A 17473-nucleotide genomic window follows, 5' to 3' on the forward strand; every position below is an offset into this window, starting at 1 on the left:
CACTCACTTCGTTCGTTGTGGTCAAACAGTCGGCGACAGTCAGTTCACGATCGCGCTGCGCGCGGGGCCATCAAACCAGCCAGCTCCGGCGCCCCGTCCCTATTGGCGCTCCACAGCCTCCCCACCCGCGCCTTTGTGGCACCACCGCTTGTGGAGAAGGTGACAAGCGAACAAGTGGGGATTGATTCCCGGGTTGTCACCCGGGTCGATGTCTGCGGTCAAGTGGGCCTCGGGAGACCGCCTGGTGCGCCCGCCGCGCGAGGGGTCGTGTAGCCCGGGTGACAACCCGGGTTCCATCCTCATTTGTTCGCTTGTCACCTCCCGAGTGAGCACGGTGGTGCCACAAAGGCGCGGGTGGGGAGGCTGTGGAGCGCCGATAAGGGAGTAGCGCCGGAGCTGGCTGGTTTCATGGCCCGCGTGTGCAGCACGCTTCGTGATCTGACTGTCGCCGACTGTTTGACCACAACGAACGAAGTGAGTGGAGGGAGTTTCGGCGACGGGCCATGCAACCAGTCAGCGCAGGGCAGTCTTCGCCCCGCCTGGGGCGAAGACCGCTGCGACCGGCGAGCCACAGCCTCCCCATCCGCGCCTTTGCCGCGCCCCCTGCGAACGACCACTCATCTCTCGCGAAACGCCTCTTTCGACTTCAGCATCGGCCGCAGCAAGAAGCTCAGCACCGAGCGCTCGCCGGTGCGCACCTCCACCGACCCCGTCATGCCCGGCAGCACCGTCAACGGCTTGCCGCGCTCGCGCAGCGTCGAACGGTCGGTGCGCAGCATCACGCGGTAGTAGGTCTGGTCCGGCGCGGCGGCCTTCTCGGTGTCGCCGAGCGCGTCCGGGCTGATGTATTCGATCTTGCCCTTCAGCCCGCCGTAGGTCGTGTAGTCGTAGGCCGCCAGCTTGACCTCGGCCGTCTGCCCGACCCGCAGGAAGCCGATCTCCGACGGCTTCACGCGCGCCTCGATCAGCACGCGCGAGGTGATCGGCACGATCTCCATCATCGCGGCGCCCGGGCTCACGACGCCGCCCACCGTCACCGAGCGGATGTTCTTCACCAGCCCGCGCACCGGCGATTTCAGCACCGTGCGGCGCAGCACATCCTGTCGGCCAGCGAGCTGTTCCTCGATCTGCGCCAGGTCGGTCTGCACCCGCACGAGTTCGGTGCTCGCGTCCTGGCGGAAACGGTTCACCCGCTCCTGCGACTGCAGGTGCAGGTCGTTGACCTGGCGGCGCAGCCGCATCACCTCGACCTCGGACATCAGCCCCTTCGCGGACATCGCCTCCGAGACGCCCAGCTCCTTCATCACCAGCTCGATGCTGCGGCCGTTCGAGCGCACCGCTTCATCGAGCCCGCGCTTGCGGGCGTTGAACGCATCGGTCTCCGATTCGACGACGCTGGACAGCGCCGACACGTCGGACGGGAATTGCAAGGCCCGGCCGTTCGCTTCGGCCGTCAGCCGCGCGACGGTGCCGCGCAGCGCGGCGCGCTTGACCTGGGCCTCGTTCTGCTGTGATTCGAAACGCGTCGGGTCGAGCTGCGCCAGCTCCTGCCCCTCCTGCACCTGCATGCCTTCGCGCACGAACAGCTCGCGCAGGATGCCGCCTTCGAGGCTCGCGATCACCTGCTCCTTGCCGTCGGGCACCACGCGGCCGTCGGCACGCGTAATCTCGTCGACGCGGGCGGTCGAAGCCCATGCGATCGCGACGATCACCGCGACGGCCATCAGGTACAGCGTCCAGGTCGCGCGCGACATGTCGTCCATCACCTGCGCGGCGCGGACCTCGCTCAGGAACTTGGCGTCGCCGGATTTCAGCTCGGCTTGTTGTTTCTTCTTGCCGAACATGGTCAGACCGCCGCCTCACGCTGAACGGGCTGCGAAGCCGGATGCAGATGCAGGTTGCTCGGCCCGTTTCCCTCCGGCGTCGCCGTCGCCGCCGGCTTCGCGCCCGACAGCGCCGCCAGTACCTGTGCCTTCGGCCCGTCGAGCACGACCTTGCCGCCGTCGACCACGATCACCCGCTGCGCCAGTTCCAACACCGCCGGGCGGTGCGTCACCATGATCAGCGTGCGCTTGCCGGCCGCTTCATTCAGCTGGCGCAGGAACATCACTTCCGATTGCGCGTCCATCGAACTGGTCGGCTCGTCCATCAGCAAGATCTGCGGCTGCGTCGCGAGGCAGCGCGCCAGCGCGACCAATTGCCGCTGCCCGCCCGACAGCAGCCCCCCCATCTCCCCGACCGACAGCTCCCAGCCCTGCGGGTGCGACGCGACCACGCGGTCGAGCCCGGTCACGCGGGCCACCTCGGCCAGCCGCGCCGGGTCGACCGTCGCTCGGCCGAGCATCACGTTCTCGCGCAGCGTGCCGTTGAACAAGCGCGGCTCCTGCGACACGAAGCCGACCTTCGCGCGGAAGTCGGCCGGATCGATCTGCCGCAGGTCGATGCCATCGACCTCGACCATGCCCTCGGTCGGCTGGTAGAGCCCCGCCAGCAGCCGCAGGATCGTCGACTTGCCGCTGCCGATGCGCCCGAGGATCACGACGCGCTCGCCTGGTTCGAACTTCAGGTTGATGCCCTTAAGCACCTTCGGCGCCGCGCCGTCGCCTCCCGTCGCCGGGTACGCGAAGTTCAGCTCGTGCAGGCCCAGCTTGCCGGTGATGCGGTGGTTCGCGATGTAGGTCTTGCCGCTCTCGCGCTCCACCGGCAGCGACATCATCTGGTCGAGCGCCGCCATCGCGGCGCGTGCGCCCTGGTAGCGCGTCGCGAGGCTGACCACGCTGCCGAGCGGCGCGATCGCGCGGCCGGCGAACATCACCGCGCCGATCAGCGCCCCGCCGCTCACCGCGCCTTCCTTGATCAGGTACACGCCCCACACCAGCATCACCAGCGTGATGGCTTGCTGCGCGGCGGCCGAGATGTTGTTGGTGAGGCCCGACAGCGCCCGCGCGCGCAGCGACGATTCGGCCGCGGCCGCGGTGGCATCTTCATAGCGGCGCAGGAACTGCCCTTGCGCGCCGGCGGCCTTCAGGTCTTCCAGCCCTTCGACCGCCTCGACCAGCACGCCCTGCAGGTCGGCCTGGAAATGCATGTTGGCCGCCATCGAGCGCCGCAGCGAACTCTGGATCGCCCAGGCCATGCCGAGGATCAGCGGGATCGCGAGCACGATCACCCAGCCGAGCGGCCCGCCGATGATGAAGACCATCGCGACGAACAGCGCGATGAACGGCAGGTCGCTGACGGCCGACAGCGTCGCGCCGGCAAAGAAATCGCGCACCAGCTCGATCTGCGCCAGGTGGTGGGCATACGAGCCGGCCGAGGCCGGGCGATGCTCCATGCGCACGCCCAGCGTCTGGCGGAACAGCAGCGAGCCGATGATCAAGTCGGCCTTCTTGCCGGCCACGTCGATCAGGTGGGTGCGCAGCTGGCGCGCGACCAGGTCGAACACCAGCGCCAGCGCCGCGCCGGTGGCCAGCGCCCACAGCGTGACGAAGGCCTGGTGCGGGATCACCTTGTCGTAGACCACCGAGGTGACGATGCCGGTCACCATCATCAGCACGTTGCTGAGCAGCGCCGCCAGCAGCGCCGAGCGGTAGTACGGCAGGAAGCGGCGCATCGTGCCCCACAACCAGTGGCTGTTCGGGTCGCGCAGCGCTTCGTTGTGCTCGGCGTTCGGCGCCTGCACCTTCGGCGACGCGACGAACGCGATGCCGGTGTACTCGCCCGCCAGCTCGGCCTCGCTCGCCTTGCAGGTGTGTGATTCGGGGCCCGGCATCACCACGTCGTACGAGTCGGCCGAGAGGCGCTTGACGACGATGCAGGCGTCGCCGTTGCGCAGCAGCAGCACGGCCGGCAGCAGCAGCGCGTGGATCTCGGAAATCTTGCGCTGCACCAGCCCGGCGTTGAAGCCGGCCTCGCGCATCGCGCGCACCGCCTGGTCGGGCCCGAGCGCGCCGGCCAGCGGCATGCCGGCCAGCAGCGACGCCGCCGAACGCTCGCGACCGTGGTGGCGCGTCAGCCAGACGATGGACTGTAGCAAGGCATCGTCCGGCGGCGCAGCGGCAGCGCCGCCGGCTCCGGGTTCGATGAAGGGTTCTTGCCGGTCCATGGGTCAGGGAAGGCTCGGGCTCAGCCGCGGTGCTGCAGCGCGAGCAGCTCGAACTCGGTCTCGATGTCGCGCACCAGGCCCGGCACGTCGAACAGCTTCGACTGCCGGCCGTGCTCGGCCAGGTAGCGCTTGTACGACGCGATGCGCGCCGGGTTGTGGCCCAGTTGCACGCCCAGGCGCTCGTAGTCGTCGATCGAGTTCGTGATCAGGTCGGGCAGCCCGACGGCGGACAGCAGGCTGCCGGCCATGCGCGCGATGTAGGTGCGGCCGGCGCAGGTGAGGATCGGCAGGCCCATCCACAGCGCGTCGCTCGCGGTCGTGCCGGCGTTGTACGGGAAGGTGTCGAGGAACAGGTCGGCCAGCGGGAAGCGCGCCAGGTAGTCGGCCGGCATCACCCGCGGCGCGAAGACCAGCCGCTCGCGCCCGATGCCGAACGCATCGGCCTGGCGCAGCATGTTCTCCTGCGACCATTCGTTGTCGGCCAGCAGCCACAGCACGCTGCGCGGCACCTGCTGCAGCATGCGCATCCAGCTGGCGAACACCGGCTCGGTGAACTTGTGGTTGTTGTTGAACGAGCAGAAGACGAAGGCGTCTTCCGGCAGCCCGTACTGCGCGCGCGTCGGCACCGCGCCGCTCTCGCGCTGGCGGTCGCTGACCTGGTAGCAGTGCGGCACGTACAGCGGCTTCTCGGTCATGTACGGCAGCAGCTCGGGCGGCATCACGAAGCGGTCGGCCAGGATCCAGTCGACGCCCGGCAAGCCGGAGGTGGCCGGCAGGCCGAGGTAGCTGACCTGCACCGGCGCCGGGCGGTGGCCGAGGATGGCCGGCCGCGCGCCATTGGTGATGCCCTGCAGGTCGACCAGCACGTCGATGCCGTGCTGCGCGATCAGCTGCGCGGCGGTCGCGTCGTCGACGCCGCCGAGCGGCACGAAGACGTCCATGGATTGACGCAGCCGGGCGCGCAGCGGCGTGCCGTCTTCGCGCGACCAGCAGAAGCCGTGCACCTCGAAGCGGCTGCGGTCATGCAGCTCCAGCAGTTCGGCCGTCAGCAGCCCGACCGCGTGCATGCACAGGTCGCCCGACAGGTAGCCGACCTTGATGCGGCCGGTGCGCGGCGGGCGGCCGGCATGCACCGGCACGGCCGGCGGCTTCGGCACGCGGGTGTGCACGAAGCGCTGGGCGGCCATCAGCTGCACGGCAGGGTCGTCGCTCAGGCCGAGCGTGGCCAGCGGCGAGGTGCCCACCATCAGCTGGTTCGGCGTGACCTCGCCCACCGCCTGGTAGACCGGCCATTCGCACTGCTTCTGGCGGATGTGCACGTAGTGCTGCAGCACGTCGGACTGATCGGCCTTCAGTTCGAGGCTCTTCACCAGGCTGGCTTCGGATTCGGCGAAGCGGCGCTGCATTTCCAGCAGCCGCGCCAGGTTGTTCAGCGCATGCAGCCGGATCTCTTTCAGGCCCTGCGGGTTCGATTCGGTGATGTCGACGACGGCGCGCCATTCGGCCAGCGCCTCTTCGGGGCGGCCGAGGTGTTCCAGCTGGTGGCCCAGGTTCAGGCGCGCCTGCGGGAAATCGGCATGGAAGGCCAGCGCCCGGCGGTAGGCCTGCTCGGCCTCGGCATGGCGGTTCAGCAGCCCGAGCACGGTGCCCCAGTTGAAGCAGGCGACGTGGCGCCACGGCGATTCGGTGTGGGCGATCCAGTTTTCGTAGAGCTGCGCCGACGCCTCGGCCAAGCCGCGCTGGGCGAGCTGCTGGGCGCGGTCGAGCAGCTCGTTGAGCTGCATCCCGCCGGAACGGGCATGCGCGATCTCGCGCTCCACCTCGGCAGGCGTTGCAGCAGAGGGGGGCGTTGCGGGGCGGTTGTCCATGCGTGGGGCGTGCGTTGGGGCCGGAGGATATCGGTTCGCCCCATTGTGGGCAGGGCCGGCCCCGACCGGTCAGGGCAATAAGCGCAGGAATACCGCTCACTTCGCGCCGAGCCCCCACCCGCCGACCGGGCCGGGCTCTCTGCAGCGGGCCAGGGCATGGGGTTTTCGTGAGCCGTGTCACGGATCTTGCAGCGCCCGGGGGCACAATCGTTCGACCCGACCCTTGCGATGACCCCCTACGGAGAGCTGCCCATGGCCCAAGACGACAAGTCCACCCAGAAGTCCCCCCGGAAGTCCGCCCCCGCCCACGCCTTCTCGAACACGCTGAAGACGTTGAAGACCGGTTCGGGCAAGGCCGGGCAGTATTTCTCGCTGCCGGAACTGGCCAAGACCCACCCCAACGTCAACCAGCTGCCGATCTCGATCCGCATCGTGCTCGAGTCGGTGCTGCGCAACTGCGACGGCAAGAAGGTCACGCCGGAGCACGTCGCCCAGCTCGCCGACTGGCAGCCGACGGCCGAGCGCGTCGACGAGATCCCGTTCGTCGTCGCCCGCGTCGTGCTGCAGGATTTCACCGGCGTGCCGCTGCTGGCCGACCTGGCCGCGATGCGCAGCGTCGCCGCGGCGATGGGCAAGAACCCGAAGACCATCGAGCCGCTGGTGCCGGTCGACCTGGTCGTCGACCATTCGGTGATGGTCGACTACTACGGCACCAAGAACGCGCTCGACCTGAACATGAAGCTCGAATTCCAGCGCAACAACGAGCGCTACGAGTTCATGAAATGGGGCATGCAGGCCTTCGACACCTTCGGCGTCGTGCCGCCGGGCTTCGGCATCGTGCACCAGGTGAACCTCGAATACCTGGCGCGCGGCGTGCACCAGAAGGACGGCGTCTACTACCCCGATTCGCTGGTCGGCACCGACAGCCACACGACCATGATCAACGGCATCGGCGTGGTCGGCTGGGGCGTCGGCGGCATCGAGGCCGAGGCCGGCATGCTCGGCCAGCCGGTCTACTTCCTGACGCCCGACGTGGTCGGCCTGGAACTCACCGGCCAGCTGCGCGAAGGCGTGACGGCCACCGACCTGGTGCTCACCGTCACTGAGCTGCTGCGGCGCGAGAAGGTGGTCGGCAAGTTCGTCGAGTTCTTCGGCGAAGGCACCAGCACGCTGTCGCTGCCCGACCGCGCGACCATCGCCAACATGGCGCCCGAGTACGGCGCGACGATGGGCTTCTTCCCGGTCGACGGCAAGACCATCGAGTACTTCAAGGGCACCGGCCGCACCAAGGCCGAGATCGATGCGTTCGAGAGCTACTTCAAGGCGCAGGGCATGTTCGGCGTGCCGAAGTCGGGCGACATCCACTTCTCGAAGGAAGTCTCGCTCGACCTGTCGACGGTGACGCCGTCGCTGGCCGGCCCGAAGCGCCCGCAGGACCGCATCGAGCTCGGCAAGATGAAGAGCGAGTTCACCGAGCTGTTCAGCAAGCCGACCTCGGCCAACGGCTTCAACCAGCCGGCCGAGAAGCTGCACCAGGTGTTCACGACCAAGGACGGCCTGGAAGTGCGCAACGGCGACGTGCTGATCGCCGCGATCACCTCGTGCACCAACACCTCGAACCCGGCCGTGCTGCTGGCCGCCGGGCTGCTGGCCAAGAAGGCGGTGGAAGCCGGCCTGACGGTGGCCAGGCACATCAAGACCTCGCTCGCGCCGGGCTCGCGCATCGTCACCGAGTACCTCGAGAAGACCGGCCTCACGCCCTACCTCGACAAGCTCGGCTTCAACCTGGCCGGCTACGGCTGCACCACCTGCATCGGCAATGCCGGCGACCTGACGCCCGAGCTGAACGAGCTGATCACGAAGAACGACCTGGTGTGCGCCGCGGTGCTGTCGGGCAATCGCAACTTCGAGGCGCGCATCCATCCGAACCTGAAGGCGAACTTCCTCGCGTCGCCGCCGCTGGTGGTGGCCTACGCGATCGCCGGCAACGCGACGCGCGACCTGATGACCGAGCCGGTCGGCAAGGGCAAGGGCGGGCGCGACATCTACCTGGGCGACATCTGGCCGAGCGCCGACGAGATCGCCAAGCTGATGAAGTTCGCGATGAACGCCGATGCCTACCGCGACAACTACGAGAAGATCGACCGCAAGCCCGGCAAGCTGTGGGAGAAGATCAAGGGCGTGAAGGGCGAGACCTACACCTGGCCGCACAGCACCTACATCGCGAAGCCGCCGTTCTTCGACGATTTCCACATGACGCCGGCGCTGGCCGATGCGGGCGTCAAGGGCGCGCGCGCGATGGCGCTGTTCGGCGACTCGATCACCACCGACCACATCTCGCCGGCCGGCTCGATCAAGGAGGCCTCGCCGGCCGGCAAGTGGCTGAAGGAGAACGGCGTGCTGAAGGCCGACTTCAACAGCTACGGCTCGCGCCGCGGCAACCACGACGTGATGGTGCGCGGCACCTTCGCCAACGTGCGGATCAAGAACCTGATGATCCCGGCCGAGGCCGACGGCAGCCGCGAGGAAGGCGGCGTGACGCGCTTCCAGCCGGGCAACGAGAAGATGTTCATCTACGACGCGGCGATGAAGTACATGGCGCAGAACACGCCGACCATGGTGTTCGCCGGCGAGGAGTACGGCACCGGTTCATCGCGCGACTGGGCGGCCAAGGGCACGCAGTTGCTGGGCATCAAGGCGGTGGTGGCGCGCAGCTACGAGCGCATCCACCGGTCCAACCTGGTCGGCATGGGCGTGCTGCCGCTGCAGTTCCGCGGTACCGACTCATGGCAGTCGCTGGGCATCACCGGCGACGAGACCTTCGACGTGCTGCTGGGCGCCGACCTGAAACCGCAGCAAGAGGCCACGCTGGTGATCAAGCGGGTGGACGGCACCACGCACGACGTGAAGCTGACGCTGCGGATCGACACGCCGATCGAGGTGGATTACTACAAGCACGGAGGGATTCTTCCGTTCGTGCTCCGTCAACTGCTGGCTGCTTGATGCCCCTCCCTCCGTTCGCCTTCGACAGGCTCAGGTCGAACGGGGGCGGAGGGCCTGAGCGAATTGGTCTTCCGAGAACCCGACGGTCACGCGGCCGTCTGGCCAACGCACGACCGGGCGCTTGATCGTGCTCGGGTTCGCCTGCATCACCTCACGCGCTGACGCGGCATCGGTCACGCCGGCCTTGGTCGCGTCATCGAGCCCGCGCCACGTGTTGCCCTTGCGATTGAGCAACGTCTCCCACTCGACCTGCTGCAGCCAGCCGTCGATAAGCGCGTCCGGCACGCCCTCTTTCTTGAAGTCATGGAACTGCACCTCGGCGCCCTGCCCGGCCAGCCACTGGCGCGCCTTCTTGACGGTGTCGCAGTTCGGGATGCCATGAAGGGAAATCGTGGGAGTCAGGCTCATGTCCGGCTGTCGCTGTCGTGGTCGTTGTAGTCGCACATCGGGTCGATCCCGTACCCGGTCTCGACCACCTTGCCATCATCGCCGACGCTGACCTGGAACCACTGGCAGAACGGCGTCCAGTAGCGGTACGACCACACCGTCAGGTGCTGCCGGCCGATGTGCTGCTGCTGCGCTGGATGGCCGAACTCGAACAGGATCTGCTCACCCGGCGTGCCGACCATCACCGCGTTGAAGCGCGCCTCGGTCAGCACCTGCTGCCAGCCGCTCAAGCGGCCCTGCGCATCGAGGTCGAGCATGTAGGTGTGCTTGCCGAACGGACCTCGCGCGTACTCGAGCCGCTTGCCGCCGCCGGGCAACGGGTACTCGCCGGTCGGCGGACCCATGCGCTCGGTGATCGTGCTCACTGTCGCCCCCGGCATCAGCCCGCCGGGGTCGTAGCCGGCGCAGCCGGCGAGCACCACTGCCAGCAGCCATGCGAAACGAATCCTCACATCGAACCCCAGCTTCAGAACCAGCCGGCCTTCTGGGCCCCGGCGAGCAACGCGGACGCCAGTTCGGCCATCTGCTTGTTGACTTCCTTCGACGGCGCGGTGGTCGCGCGGCCGGTCCACAGCAGCTTGCCGCTGCGCACGTCGGTGATGCTGGTCTCTGCGGCATAGCCGACCGTCGCATTGCCCCCGCCGCCCACCGGCGTCGACATGCCGACACCGAGCCCGACGCCGGAGCCGAAGGTGCCGAGCCCGAAGCCGAGGCTCACGCCGCTGTCGGGGCGCGACAACGAGGTCATCGCCCGCGTGCGCAGCACCGCGGTGGCGCCGCGCTCGCGGGCGATGGCGACGTACTCGCCGGTGGGCTTGGAAGCACTGGCGGCAGTGCCGGCGATGTTGCGGTCGGCGTCGTCGAAGGCCACCGCCGTCGCGCCGCGCGCGGTGACCTCGGAGCGCATCTGGTCCTGGCAGATCTGGCGCAGCGGCGCCTCGTCGGCATCGCACACCACCAGCACCTTGGCGCCTTGCAGCGACGTGGGTGCCGCGGCCGGATCGCTCCATTGAGAATCGAGGCGGGTGGTCGATGCGCACCCCGCCGCGGCCAGCAGCACCAGCGAGCTGCACAGCCCGGCCATCCGCGTGATCTTCACCATCATGTTGCTCCTGCATAGAAGAGGCGGCCAGTGCATGCACTGACCGCCAAGGGACCGCCGAATTCGGAGGAGCATTACCAGCGGCCCAACCCCGAAGTCATGCTACGGCGGGGGCTTGGGGCACGGTGTAGGACGAAATCCCGATCTGTCCTAGGCGCCGCGGCAAGCCACTCGCCGACGCCGGAGATTGTGCGTCAGAGCCCCAGGCGCGGACGGCGTGGGGCCGTGGCGACCGGCGTGCGCGCGGGCACGTCGGCGTCGGTCTCGCTCTCGCGCACGACCGCCGGTGTCTCGATCGCGATGGGCTCGCCGCGCAGGAACCATTCGGGCGCCCGCGCCAGCAACCAGGCCAGTGCGAGGAAGAGCCCGAAGCCGATCACCGCGAACGCCACCATCATCACCGCGTGCTCCCACGGGTCGGTCAAGAAGCCGAACGTGATCGCCGACGTTGCGGCGACCCCAGCGGCCCGCCACCGCCCGGTGGCGCCGAGCATCCCGCCCAGTGCCACGCCATAGCTGCAGAGGAAGATCAGCGCCAGCAGCAGCTGGGGCAGTCCCATGTGGCGAAGGCTTTGGTGCAGGTCCGACATGGTTTTCAGCGTATTCGCGCGCTGTCGGTTTGCGTGTAGGAAGAAAGCTCGATATTTCAGAGCTGTAACTGACGTAGCTGCCGAGCAACAGGCGCTTTGCGCAACATCGCACGGCCGCGGTCGGTCAGCGTCAGAACGCCGTCGGCTTCGCTGAGCAGGCCCTGCACGCAATAGGCCTGCACGAGGTCCTCGCTGAGGGCATTGCCGTGCTTCTCGTACAGGAACTGCATCGCCTGGTCGAAGGCAGGAAGGTAGCTGGTGTCCATTCAGGGGCCCCATCGTTGGCGGATGGCCCACTTTACGGACGCACACTTTGTTGCGACATCGCGCATTCGAGGGGGTTGATTCCCCTCAGGGCGAGGCTGTTGCCGGCGAGCTACGGTGGCGCGACGGCGCCGTACCAGCGCTGCAGCGCGAGCTGCCCGTGGCGCTCGCGCGAGTCGGGCGACGGCAGCCAGCGCCGCCAGCTCGCCGCGGCGCGCGCGAGGAAATCGAGCAGCGCCATGTGCTGGCGCAGCACGCGCTGCTGGCGGTGTGCGATCAGCGGGTTGAAGATGCCGTGGCGCGAGAACAGCTGGCGCGGATTCTTCTTGACCCACAGCCACGAGCCCATCTCCAGCGTCAGCGGCAGCAGCAGGCGCTGCGGCAAGGCCGACGCGCGCTGGTAGAGGTGGTCCCACAGGTCGCCGTGCGCGAGGTACTGGCGGCTCTGCGGCTCGAACACATAGCGGTTGTTCGGATGCGACTGCTGGAAGATGCCGTGCAGCGCGTCCATCTCGGGCAGGTGGGCCATCGGCGCGCGCGTGTGGGCATACGGAAACCACAGCCGGTCGCGCAGCCCGAAGCCCGAGTGGCAATCGACCGCGAGGCTGAACGGCCGCGCGAGCAGTTCTTCTTCGACCACCTGGCACAGCGCGGCGCTCTCGGGCTGCATCGGCGCGCCGGCCGGGCCGCGGTACCACGGCAGTGATGCACTGAGGCGCTGGCCGCCGAGCAGGAAGGGCACGCGGTCCTGCGCATCGACCGGTGCGTTGCGCATCAGGTCGACGCCTTGCGGATTGGCGCGCGTGCCGCGCGCAATGCCGCCGGGGTTGACGACCGGCATGAAGACCATGCGCACGCCGTCGAGTTGGCGGTGCAGCGACTCGTCCCAGCGCAGCCGCATCACCAGGCTGCGCAGGTGCGCCATCACGACCGCCGAGCCGATGCGCTCCAGCCCGTGCACGCCGCCGAAGAAGCCGACCGCGGGGATGTCGGGCGCCGGGTTGCCGAGCGCCACCGCGATCACCGGCAGGCGCGGGGCGCCGTCGCCCGCGCCCGCGTCGACCTCGCACAGCACCCGCGCGCTCAGGTGCGAGCCGCCCTCGTCGATCAGGCGCTGCAGTTCGATCAGTTCGGTCGGTGTTTGCAAGGAATGCCGGGCTCGCGGTGCCGGCGGAGGATAACGCGGGCGGTGCGCGCGGTCTGCCATCAAACCGTCATGCAGGCTTGCTACGGTGCCGCATCGTCAACTCAGGAGACGCCGATGAACGGCATCATCCGCAGGTTCCCGGTACGGCCGGGACTCGCATGGCAGATCGGCGTCGCGGTCGCGAGCAGCCTGCTGTGGGGCGCGATCGAACTGGCCGCGCTGTGCAGGGCACGCTGGACGCGCAGGTGACCAAGAAAGCCGCCGCGGCCGGGCTGGCTGGCTGGCGGACAAAAGAAAAACCCCGGAGAGCGTCGCTGCTCTCCGGGGTTTCTTGTGTTGGTGGGCCCCGACAGATTCGAACTGTCGACCAACGGATTAAGAGTCCGCTGCTCTACCAACTGAGCTAGGAGCCCTCTCACTGAAACTGACCAAAACTGGTGGGCTGTGCAGGACTTGAACCTGCGACCAACGGATTAAAAGTCCGCTGCTCTACCAACTGAGCTAACAACCCAGCAAGCCCATGACTATAGCATGCCTCGCAGGGTCATCCTTGAATCACGCTCGTGCGATGTTTGAACATCTTTCACGAGCACTGCCTCAACTCAGCGAAGCCCTGATTCTAGCCCGATTTCGAGCGCTTCAGATGCCAGTACCAATCCAAAAGTTGCGGTGACGACCACGGTCGAGCCGTAGCCGTGGCAGTTCAGGCTGCCGTCGGTCGGGGTGGTGTCGACACCACAGGCATCGCCGTCGGCGGCCGGCATCACCACCGCCTCGCGAGAGAACACGCAGCGCACGCCGATCGCGCCGCTGCGTGGCGCGCCGTGGTGCTTGCGCAGGCGCTGCCGCAGCGATGCGAGCAAGGGGTCGTGCGTGACGTTCGCGAGGTCGTCGACCTCCACCGCCTGCGGTCGGCGCTTGCCGCCGGCCGCGCCGGCCATCACGAGCGGCGTGCGCGTCGCGATCGCCCACTGCGCCAGCGCGAGCTTCGCCTGCACCTGGTCGCAGGCGTCGATCACCGCATCGACCGGGCCCGGCAGCAGCGCGGGCCAGTTCTCGGCGGTGACGAAATCGTCGACCAGCCGCACCTCGCAGCCGGGATGGATGTCGGCGATGCGCTCGCGCAAGGCCTCGCCCTTCGCCTGGCCGAGCGTCGCGCCGGTCGCCTGCACCTGGCGGTTGATGTTCGATTCGGACACGTGGTCCATGTCGATCAGCACCAGCGACGCGACACCGCTGCGAGCCAGCGCCTCGGCCGTCCACGAGCCGACGCCCCCGAGCCCCACCACCGCGACGCGCAATGCACGCAGCCGCTGGTAGCCGGCGTCGCCGTACAGGCGGCGCAGGCCGCCGAAGCGGCGCTCCAGGTCGGGCTCCAGCAGGTCGAGCGCGGGCAGTTCGTTGATGGCGTTCACAGCAGACTCGCTGTCACTTCATCGACGCCAACCGCTCCTTGGCGGCCTCGGCCGCCTCGGATTTCGGGTACGTCTTCAGCAGGTCATCGAGCGTGCGCTTCGCGCCCTTCGCGTCCTTCAGCTCGAGCTGGCAGTTCGCGATCGACAGCAGCGCCTCGGGCGCGCGCGGGCTCTGCGGCGCGACCTTCAGCAACTCGCGGAACGACGCGGTGGCTTCGCGGTACTCGCGCTTGCCGTACTGCGCATTGCCGAGCCAGAACAGCGCCACGTCGTTGTAGCCGCTGGCCGGGTAGCGCTGGCGGAACGCGACGAACGCCGATGCCGCGCCGGGGAAATCGCCCTTGCGCATCACCGCCATCGCGTCGTCGAACTGCTTCTTCTCTTCAGGATCGACGAGGAACTCCTTGTCGTCCATCGTGACCTTCTGCGGTTCGAGCTTGCGGATGCGGTCGTCCACGCCCTGCGCAATGTCCTTCTGCCGGCGCTGCAGCTCGGACACGTCGCGCGTGAGCTGCTCGTTCTGGCCGACCAGCTTGGCCGCATCGCTGCGCATCAGCTCGATCTGCGTGTTCAGGTCGAGCAGGCTGCGCTTCAGCTTGCCGATTTCTTCGAGCAGCTGCGCGTTCATCTCGGCCTGGCGCTGCGCCTGCTGCTTGTTGCTTTCTTCGAGCTTGCCGCGCAGGTCGAGGATGGCCCGGCGCGCCTCGTCGTCGTCGAACAGCCCGGCGTGCGCGGCCGGCGCCGCCACCAAGGCGACAACCGCCAGCAGCGGCGCCCACCAGGCACCGCCGAACCGTCCGCGAAGAATCGATTGCATGCCAGGCCTCACGATCACTTGGTGGCGAATTCAGCGCGGCGGTTCTTGGCCCACGCCGCTTCGTCGCTGCCCTGCACCGCCGGACGCTCCTTGCCGAAGCTGACGGCCTCGACCTGCGTCTGCGACACGCCCAGCAGTTCGAGCGACTTCACGACCGCTTCGGCGCGCTTCTGGCCGAGCGCCAGGTTGTACTCGCGGCCGCCGCGCTCGTCGGTGTGGCCTTCGACGGCGATCTTCTTCGACTTGTTGGCCGACAGGTTCTTCGCCTGCGCCTCGACCGTCGGGCGGAACTCGTCCTTCACGACATAGCTGTCGTAGTCGAAGTAGATGACGCTGCTGGCCGGTGCCGGCGCGTTCTTCGTCAGGTCGACGCTCGCGACTTGCGATTGCGAGGTGCCGGCGTTGTTGGCGCCGCTGTTCGACGAGCTGGTGCCGGTCGAGCGGTTCTCGACCGGGGCCTGCTTGTCGTCGAGCTTGACGCCGGAGGCACAGCCCGCCAGGACGGCGGAAGTCAGGGCAGCGAGAAGGGTGAAACGTGTTGCTTTCATGGTGTTGAAACTCCTGGTCGTGTTGTTGTCGAGAAAGAATGCGTCGGCCGTTTTTTCAGCGGCCGTACGGGCCCCACATGGGCTCGCGGACATCGGCGGCTGTCGACACCAGCTTCGCCTTGATCTTGCCGTCCAGCGTGGTGGTCATCAGCACGTCGCGCCCTTGCGCGCGCGAGGCGTAGATGATCAGCCGGCCGTTCGGCGCAAAACTCGGGCTTTCGTCGTCGCTGGTGTCGCTGAGGGCCAGCGGCGTCGCGCCCGGGTTGGTCAGGTCCATCAGGTACAGCCGGAAGGCGTTGCCCTGGCGGGAAATGTAGGCGAGGTTGCGGCCGTCCGGGCTGAGCGACGGGCTGATGTTGTAGTTGCCCGAGAACGTGACGCGCTCGACCGCGCCGCCGCCGAGCGCCGTGCGGTACACCTGCGGGCCGCCCCCGCGGTCGCTGACGAAGTACAGCGTGCGGCCGTCGGGCGTGAACACCGGTTCGGTGTCGATCGCCTGGCTGGTGGTGATGCGCTTCGGCTCGCCGCCGTTGCGCCCCATCAGGTAGAGCTGCGAGATGCCGTCGCGGCTCAGCGTGAGGGCCAGCGACTGCGAGTCGGGCGACCAGGCCGGCGCGCTGTTCGAGCCGCGGAAGTTGGCGATCATGCGGCGCTCGCCGGTGGCGACGCTCTGCACGTAGACGATGGCCTTCTGCTTCTCGAACGACACATACGCCAGTTCCTGGCCGTTCGGCGCCCAGGCCGGCGAGATGATCGGCTCGGGGCTGTTCAGCGCGACCTGGCCGCCTTCGCCATCGGCGTCGGCGATGCGCAATGCGTAGCGGCTGCCGGTGCGGGTGACGTAGGCGATGCGGGTCGAGAACACGCCCTTGTCGCCGGTCAGCTTCTCGTAGACGTAATCGGCGATGCGGTGCGCGGCCAGCCGCAGGTCGGCCGGCTGCACCGCATTGCTCTGGCCGCCGAGCTCCTGGCCCTTGACGATGTCCCAGAGCTTGAAGCGCACGTCGAAGCGGCCGTCGGAGAGCCGGGTCACCGAGCCGGCCACCAGCGCGTCGGCGCTGCGGCCGCGCCATTCGGCCATCACCGGCTGCGCGGTCTCGTCGATCGCCACGCTGTTGTCGATGCCGCGGAACACGCCGGCGCGCTCCAGGTCGGCCCGGATGATGGCCGACAGCGCCTGCGTGGTCTTGTCTTCATCGCGGAACCTGGCGATCGCGATCGGCACCTGCGTGGCGCCGACCCCGGCGATCTCCACGCGGAATTGCGCAAAAGCCGGGACGGTGGCCGGCCCGCACAAGGCGAGGCCGGAGGCAGCGGAAAATTGACGTCGGTTCAGCATCCAGTGTCCTGATCTCAAATTGTGGTCTTGGTTCCAGCAGCGTCCACGAACGCCATTTTCAGGTATCGGTAATAGGTGCCCTCGGCGTTGTAGACCGCCAGCACGAAACCCAGCCGCCCGTCCAGGAAGCCCCGCCGCAGCAGGTAGCCCCTGAAGAACGCCCAGGCTCCATGGGCAAGCGCCGTACCCAGACCGCCGCCGCGGCCGGCACGCACCTTGTCGAGGGCGCGGCCGCTGCTGTAGCGGTTCATCTTGTCCAGCGCGTCGTGCAGCGTCGGCATGGTCTCGTGCAGCAGGTCGCCGGGAAGGCGCCCGACCGGGCCCTGCACGTCGAGCCGCTCGTGCACCAGGTCGTCGGTGAAGCGGGCACGCCCGCGCAGGAACAGCCGCGTGACCCGGTCAGGGTACCAGTCGCCATGTCGCATCCACTGTCCGCAGAAACGCGACAGGCGTGACAACTGGTAGCCGGACGGACCTTCCGCGCCGTCCGCGCCCGGCGCCACCGCCGCCCGGATCGCCGCCGCGAGCGCCTCGCTGACCCGTTCGTCGGCGTCCAGGCTCAGCACCCAGCGCCCTTGTGCGAGCTCGAGCGCCCGGTTCTTCTGCCGTCCGAAGCCGGGCCAGTCGTCGGTGCGGGTCACGCGGGCGCCGAGCGCGGCGGCCTGCTCGCGGGTGTCGTCGGTGCTGCCGGAGTCGACGACGATCCATTCGTCGGCGAACGCGACGCTCTTCAGGCAATCCGCGATCTGGTGGCCTTCGTTGTGCGTGATGACGATGACCGACAGGTTCGGAGCGGGCATGGAGGGCGGTTGGTGCGTGCAGCGCGAG

16 protein-coding genes and 2 tRNA genes are annotated in these 17473 nt (G+C 68.3%); 2 read left to right on the top strand and 16 right to left on the bottom strand.

Annotated elements, in window-relative coordinates:
- Positions 1-617 precede the first annotated feature (617 nt).
- The 3 genes from BUE42_RS20325 to BUE42_RS20335 are packed head-to-tail and all read right to left on the bottom strand — an operon-like array spanning position 618 to position 5973.
- Complete coding sequence (locus BUE42_RS20325; protein WP_073467122.1) at positions 618-1844, bottom strand: HlyD family type I secretion periplasmic adaptor subunit; 1227 nt, start codon at positions 1842-1844, stop codon at positions 618-620.
- Between the two features lie 2 nt (positions 1845-1846).
- A complete protein-coding gene (locus BUE42_RS20330) occupies positions 1847-4105 on the bottom strand; it encodes a type I secretion system permease/ATPase (protein ID WP_073467123.1) in 2259 nt (752 codons plus the stop codon).
- Positions 4106-4125: 20 nt separating this feature from the next.
- Complete coding sequence (locus tag BUE42_RS20335) at positions 4126-5973, bottom strand: O-linked N-acetylglucosamine transferase, SPINDLY family protein (RefSeq protein ID WP_073467124.1); 1848 nt, start codon at positions 5971-5973, stop codon at positions 4126-4128.
- A 252-nt stretch (positions 5974-6225) separates the two neighbouring features.
- Here BUE42_RS20335 and acnA point away from each other — a divergent pair, with 252 nt between their 5' ends.
- Positions 6226-8976, top strand: a complete 2751-nt coding sequence (gene acnA / locus BUE42_RS20340; RefSeq protein WP_083614326.1) for an aconitate hydratase AcnA — start codon at positions 6226-6228, stop codon at positions 8974-8976.
- Positions 8977-9006: 30 nt separating this feature from the next.
- On the opposite strand, the gene BUE42_RS20345 is transcribed toward acnA, so the two are convergent.
- The 6 genes from BUE42_RS20345 to BUE42_RS20370 form a co-directional block, all read right to left on the bottom strand.
- A complete protein-coding gene (locus BUE42_RS20345) occupies positions 9007-9384 on the bottom strand; it encodes an ArsC family reductase (RefSeq protein ID WP_073467125.1) in 378 nt (125 codons plus the stop codon).
- The gene (locus tag BUE42_RS20350) at positions 9381-9875 is read right to left on the bottom strand and encodes a hypothetical protein (protein ID WP_073467126.1); all 495 of its coding nucleotides are present in this window, start codon (positions 9873-9875) and stop codon (positions 9381-9383) included. The genes BUE42_RS20345 and BUE42_RS20350 overlap by 4 nt, the downstream gene beginning before the upstream one ends.
- Positions 9876-9889: 14 nt before the next feature.
- Positions 9890-10525, bottom strand: a complete 636-nt coding sequence (locus tag BUE42_RS20355) for a hypothetical protein (protein WP_143171646.1) — start codon at positions 10523-10525, stop codon at positions 9890-9892.
- Between the two features lie 194 nt (positions 10526-10719).
- Positions 10720-11085, bottom strand: coding sequence for a hypothetical protein (locus BUE42_RS20360; protein WP_073467128.1), 366 nt, complete (start codon positions 11083-11085; stop codon positions 10720-10722).
- Positions 11086-11171: 86 nt separating this feature from the next.
- Positions 11172-11381 carry a hypothetical protein gene (locus BUE42_RS20365; RefSeq protein WP_073467129.1) on the bottom strand — a complete coding sequence of 70 codons (210 nt, stop codon included), beginning with the start codon at positions 11379-11381 and terminating at the stop codon, positions 11172-11174.
- A gap of 110 nt (positions 11382-11491) precedes the next feature.
- On the bottom strand, positions 11492-12526 hold the full coding sequence (locus tag BUE42_RS20370) for a M14 family zinc carboxypeptidase (RefSeq protein ID WP_073467130.1): 1035 nt from the start codon (positions 12524-12526) through the stop codon (positions 11492-11494).
- Positions 12527-12640: 114 nt separating this feature from the next.
- Here BUE42_RS20370 and BUE42_RS34130 point away from each other — a divergent pair, with 114 nt between their 5' ends.
- Positions 12641-12775 carry a hypothetical protein gene (locus tag BUE42_RS34130; protein WP_255376875.1) on the top strand — a complete coding sequence of 45 codons (135 nt, stop codon included), beginning with the start codon at positions 12641-12643 and terminating at the stop codon, positions 12773-12775.
- A gap of 88 nt (positions 12776-12863) precedes the next feature.
- Here BUE42_RS34130 and BUE42_RS20375 read toward each other — a convergent pair.
- The 7 genes from BUE42_RS20375 to BUE42_RS20405 form a co-directional block, all read right to left on the bottom strand.
- Positions 12864-12939, bottom strand: a tRNA-Lys gene (locus BUE42_RS20375).
- Positions 12940-12961: 22 nt separating this feature from the next.
- Positions 12962-13037: transfer RNA gene (locus BUE42_RS20380), tRNA-Lys, on the bottom strand.
- 91 nt (positions 13038-13128) lie between these two features.
- Positions 13129-13941, bottom strand: a complete 813-nt coding sequence (locus tag BUE42_RS20385) for a tRNA threonylcarbamoyladenosine dehydratase (protein WP_369822980.1) — start codon at positions 13939-13941, stop codon at positions 13129-13131.
- 13 nt (positions 13942-13954) lie between these two features.
- Positions 13955-14758 (bottom strand): tol-pal system protein YbgF, encoded by an 804-nt coding sequence (gene ybgF / locus BUE42_RS20390; RefSeq protein ID WP_073467131.1) that lies wholly within the window; start codon positions 14756-14758, stop codon positions 13955-13957.
- 14 nt (positions 14759-14772) lie between these two features.
- The gene (gene pal / locus BUE42_RS20395) at positions 14773-15306 is read right to left on the bottom strand and encodes a peptidoglycan-associated lipoprotein Pal (protein ID WP_073467132.1); all 534 of its coding nucleotides are present in this window, start codon (positions 15304-15306) and stop codon (positions 14773-14775) included.
- A 55-nt stretch (positions 15307-15361) separates the two neighbouring features.
- Positions 15362-16645: a Tol-Pal system beta propeller repeat protein TolB gene (tolB, locus tag BUE42_RS20400; RefSeq protein WP_073467133.1), complete on the bottom strand. Its 1284-nt coding sequence runs from the start codon at positions 16643-16645 to the stop codon at positions 15362-15364.
- A 14-nt stretch (positions 16646-16659) separates the two neighbouring features.
- Positions 16660-17445 carry a glycosyltransferase family 2 protein gene (locus BUE42_RS20405; protein ID WP_073467134.1) on the bottom strand — a complete coding sequence of 262 codons (786 nt, stop codon included), beginning with the start codon at positions 17443-17445 and terminating at the stop codon, positions 16660-16662.
- Positions 17446-17473 lie beyond the last annotated feature (28 nt).

This window comes from Rhizobacter sp. OV335 (genome assembly GCF_900142965.1).
Taxonomy (GTDB): Bacteria; Pseudomonadota; Gammaproteobacteria; order Burkholderiales; family Burkholderiaceae_C; genus Rhizobacter.

Bases quoted from the DNA above. Each gene is read 5' to 3' on its own strand.
- BUE42_RS20325 (WP_073467122.1), bottom strand. From the start codon at position 1,844: ATGTTCGGCAAGAAGAAACAACAAGCCGAGCTGAAATCCGGCGACGCC.
- BUE42_RS20330 (WP_073467123.1), bottom strand. From the start codon at position 4,105: ATGGACCGGCAAGAACCCTTCATCGAACCCGGAGCCGGCGGCGCTGCC.
- BUE42_RS20335 (WP_073467124.1), bottom strand. From the start codon at position 5,973: ATGGACAACCGCCCCGCAACGCCCCCCTCTGCTGCAACGCCTGCCGAG.
- acnA (WP_083614326.1), top strand. From the start codon at position 6,226: ATGGCCCAAGACGACAAGTCCACCCAGAAGTCCCCCCGGAAGTCCGCC.
- BUE42_RS20345 (WP_073467125.1), bottom strand. From the start codon at position 9,384: ATGAGCCTGACTCCCACGATTTCCCTTCATGGCATCCCGAACTGCGAC.
- BUE42_RS20355 (WP_143171646.1), bottom strand. From the start codon at position 10,525: ATGGTGAAGATCACGCGGATGGCCGGGCTGTGCAGCTCGCTGGTGCTG.
- BUE42_RS20360 (WP_073467128.1), bottom strand. From the start codon at position 11,085: ATGGGACTGCCCCAGCTGCTGCTGGCGCTGATCTTCCTCTGCAGCTAT.
- BUE42_RS20365 (WP_073467129.1), bottom strand. From the start codon at position 11,381: ATGGACACCAGCTACCTTCCTGCCTTCGACCAGGCGATGCAGTTCCTG.
- BUE42_RS34130 (WP_255376875.1), top strand. From the start codon at position 12,641: ATGAACGGCATCATCCGCAGGTTCCCGGTACGGCCGGGACTCGCATGG.
- ybgF (WP_073467131.1), bottom strand. From the start codon at position 14,758: ATGCAATCGATTCTTCGCGGACGGTTCGGCGGTGCCTGGTGGGCGCCG.
- pal (WP_073467132.1), bottom strand. From the start codon at position 15,306: ATGAAAGCAACACGTTTCACCCTTCTCGCTGCCCTGACTTCCGCCGTC.
- tolB (WP_073467133.1), bottom strand. From the start codon at position 16,645: ATGCTGAACCGACGTCAATTTTCCGCTGCCTCCGGCCTCGCCTTGTGC.
- BUE42_RS20405 (WP_073467134.1), bottom strand. From the start codon at position 17,445: ATGCCCGCTCCGAACCTGTCGGTCATCGTCATCACGCACAACGAAGGC.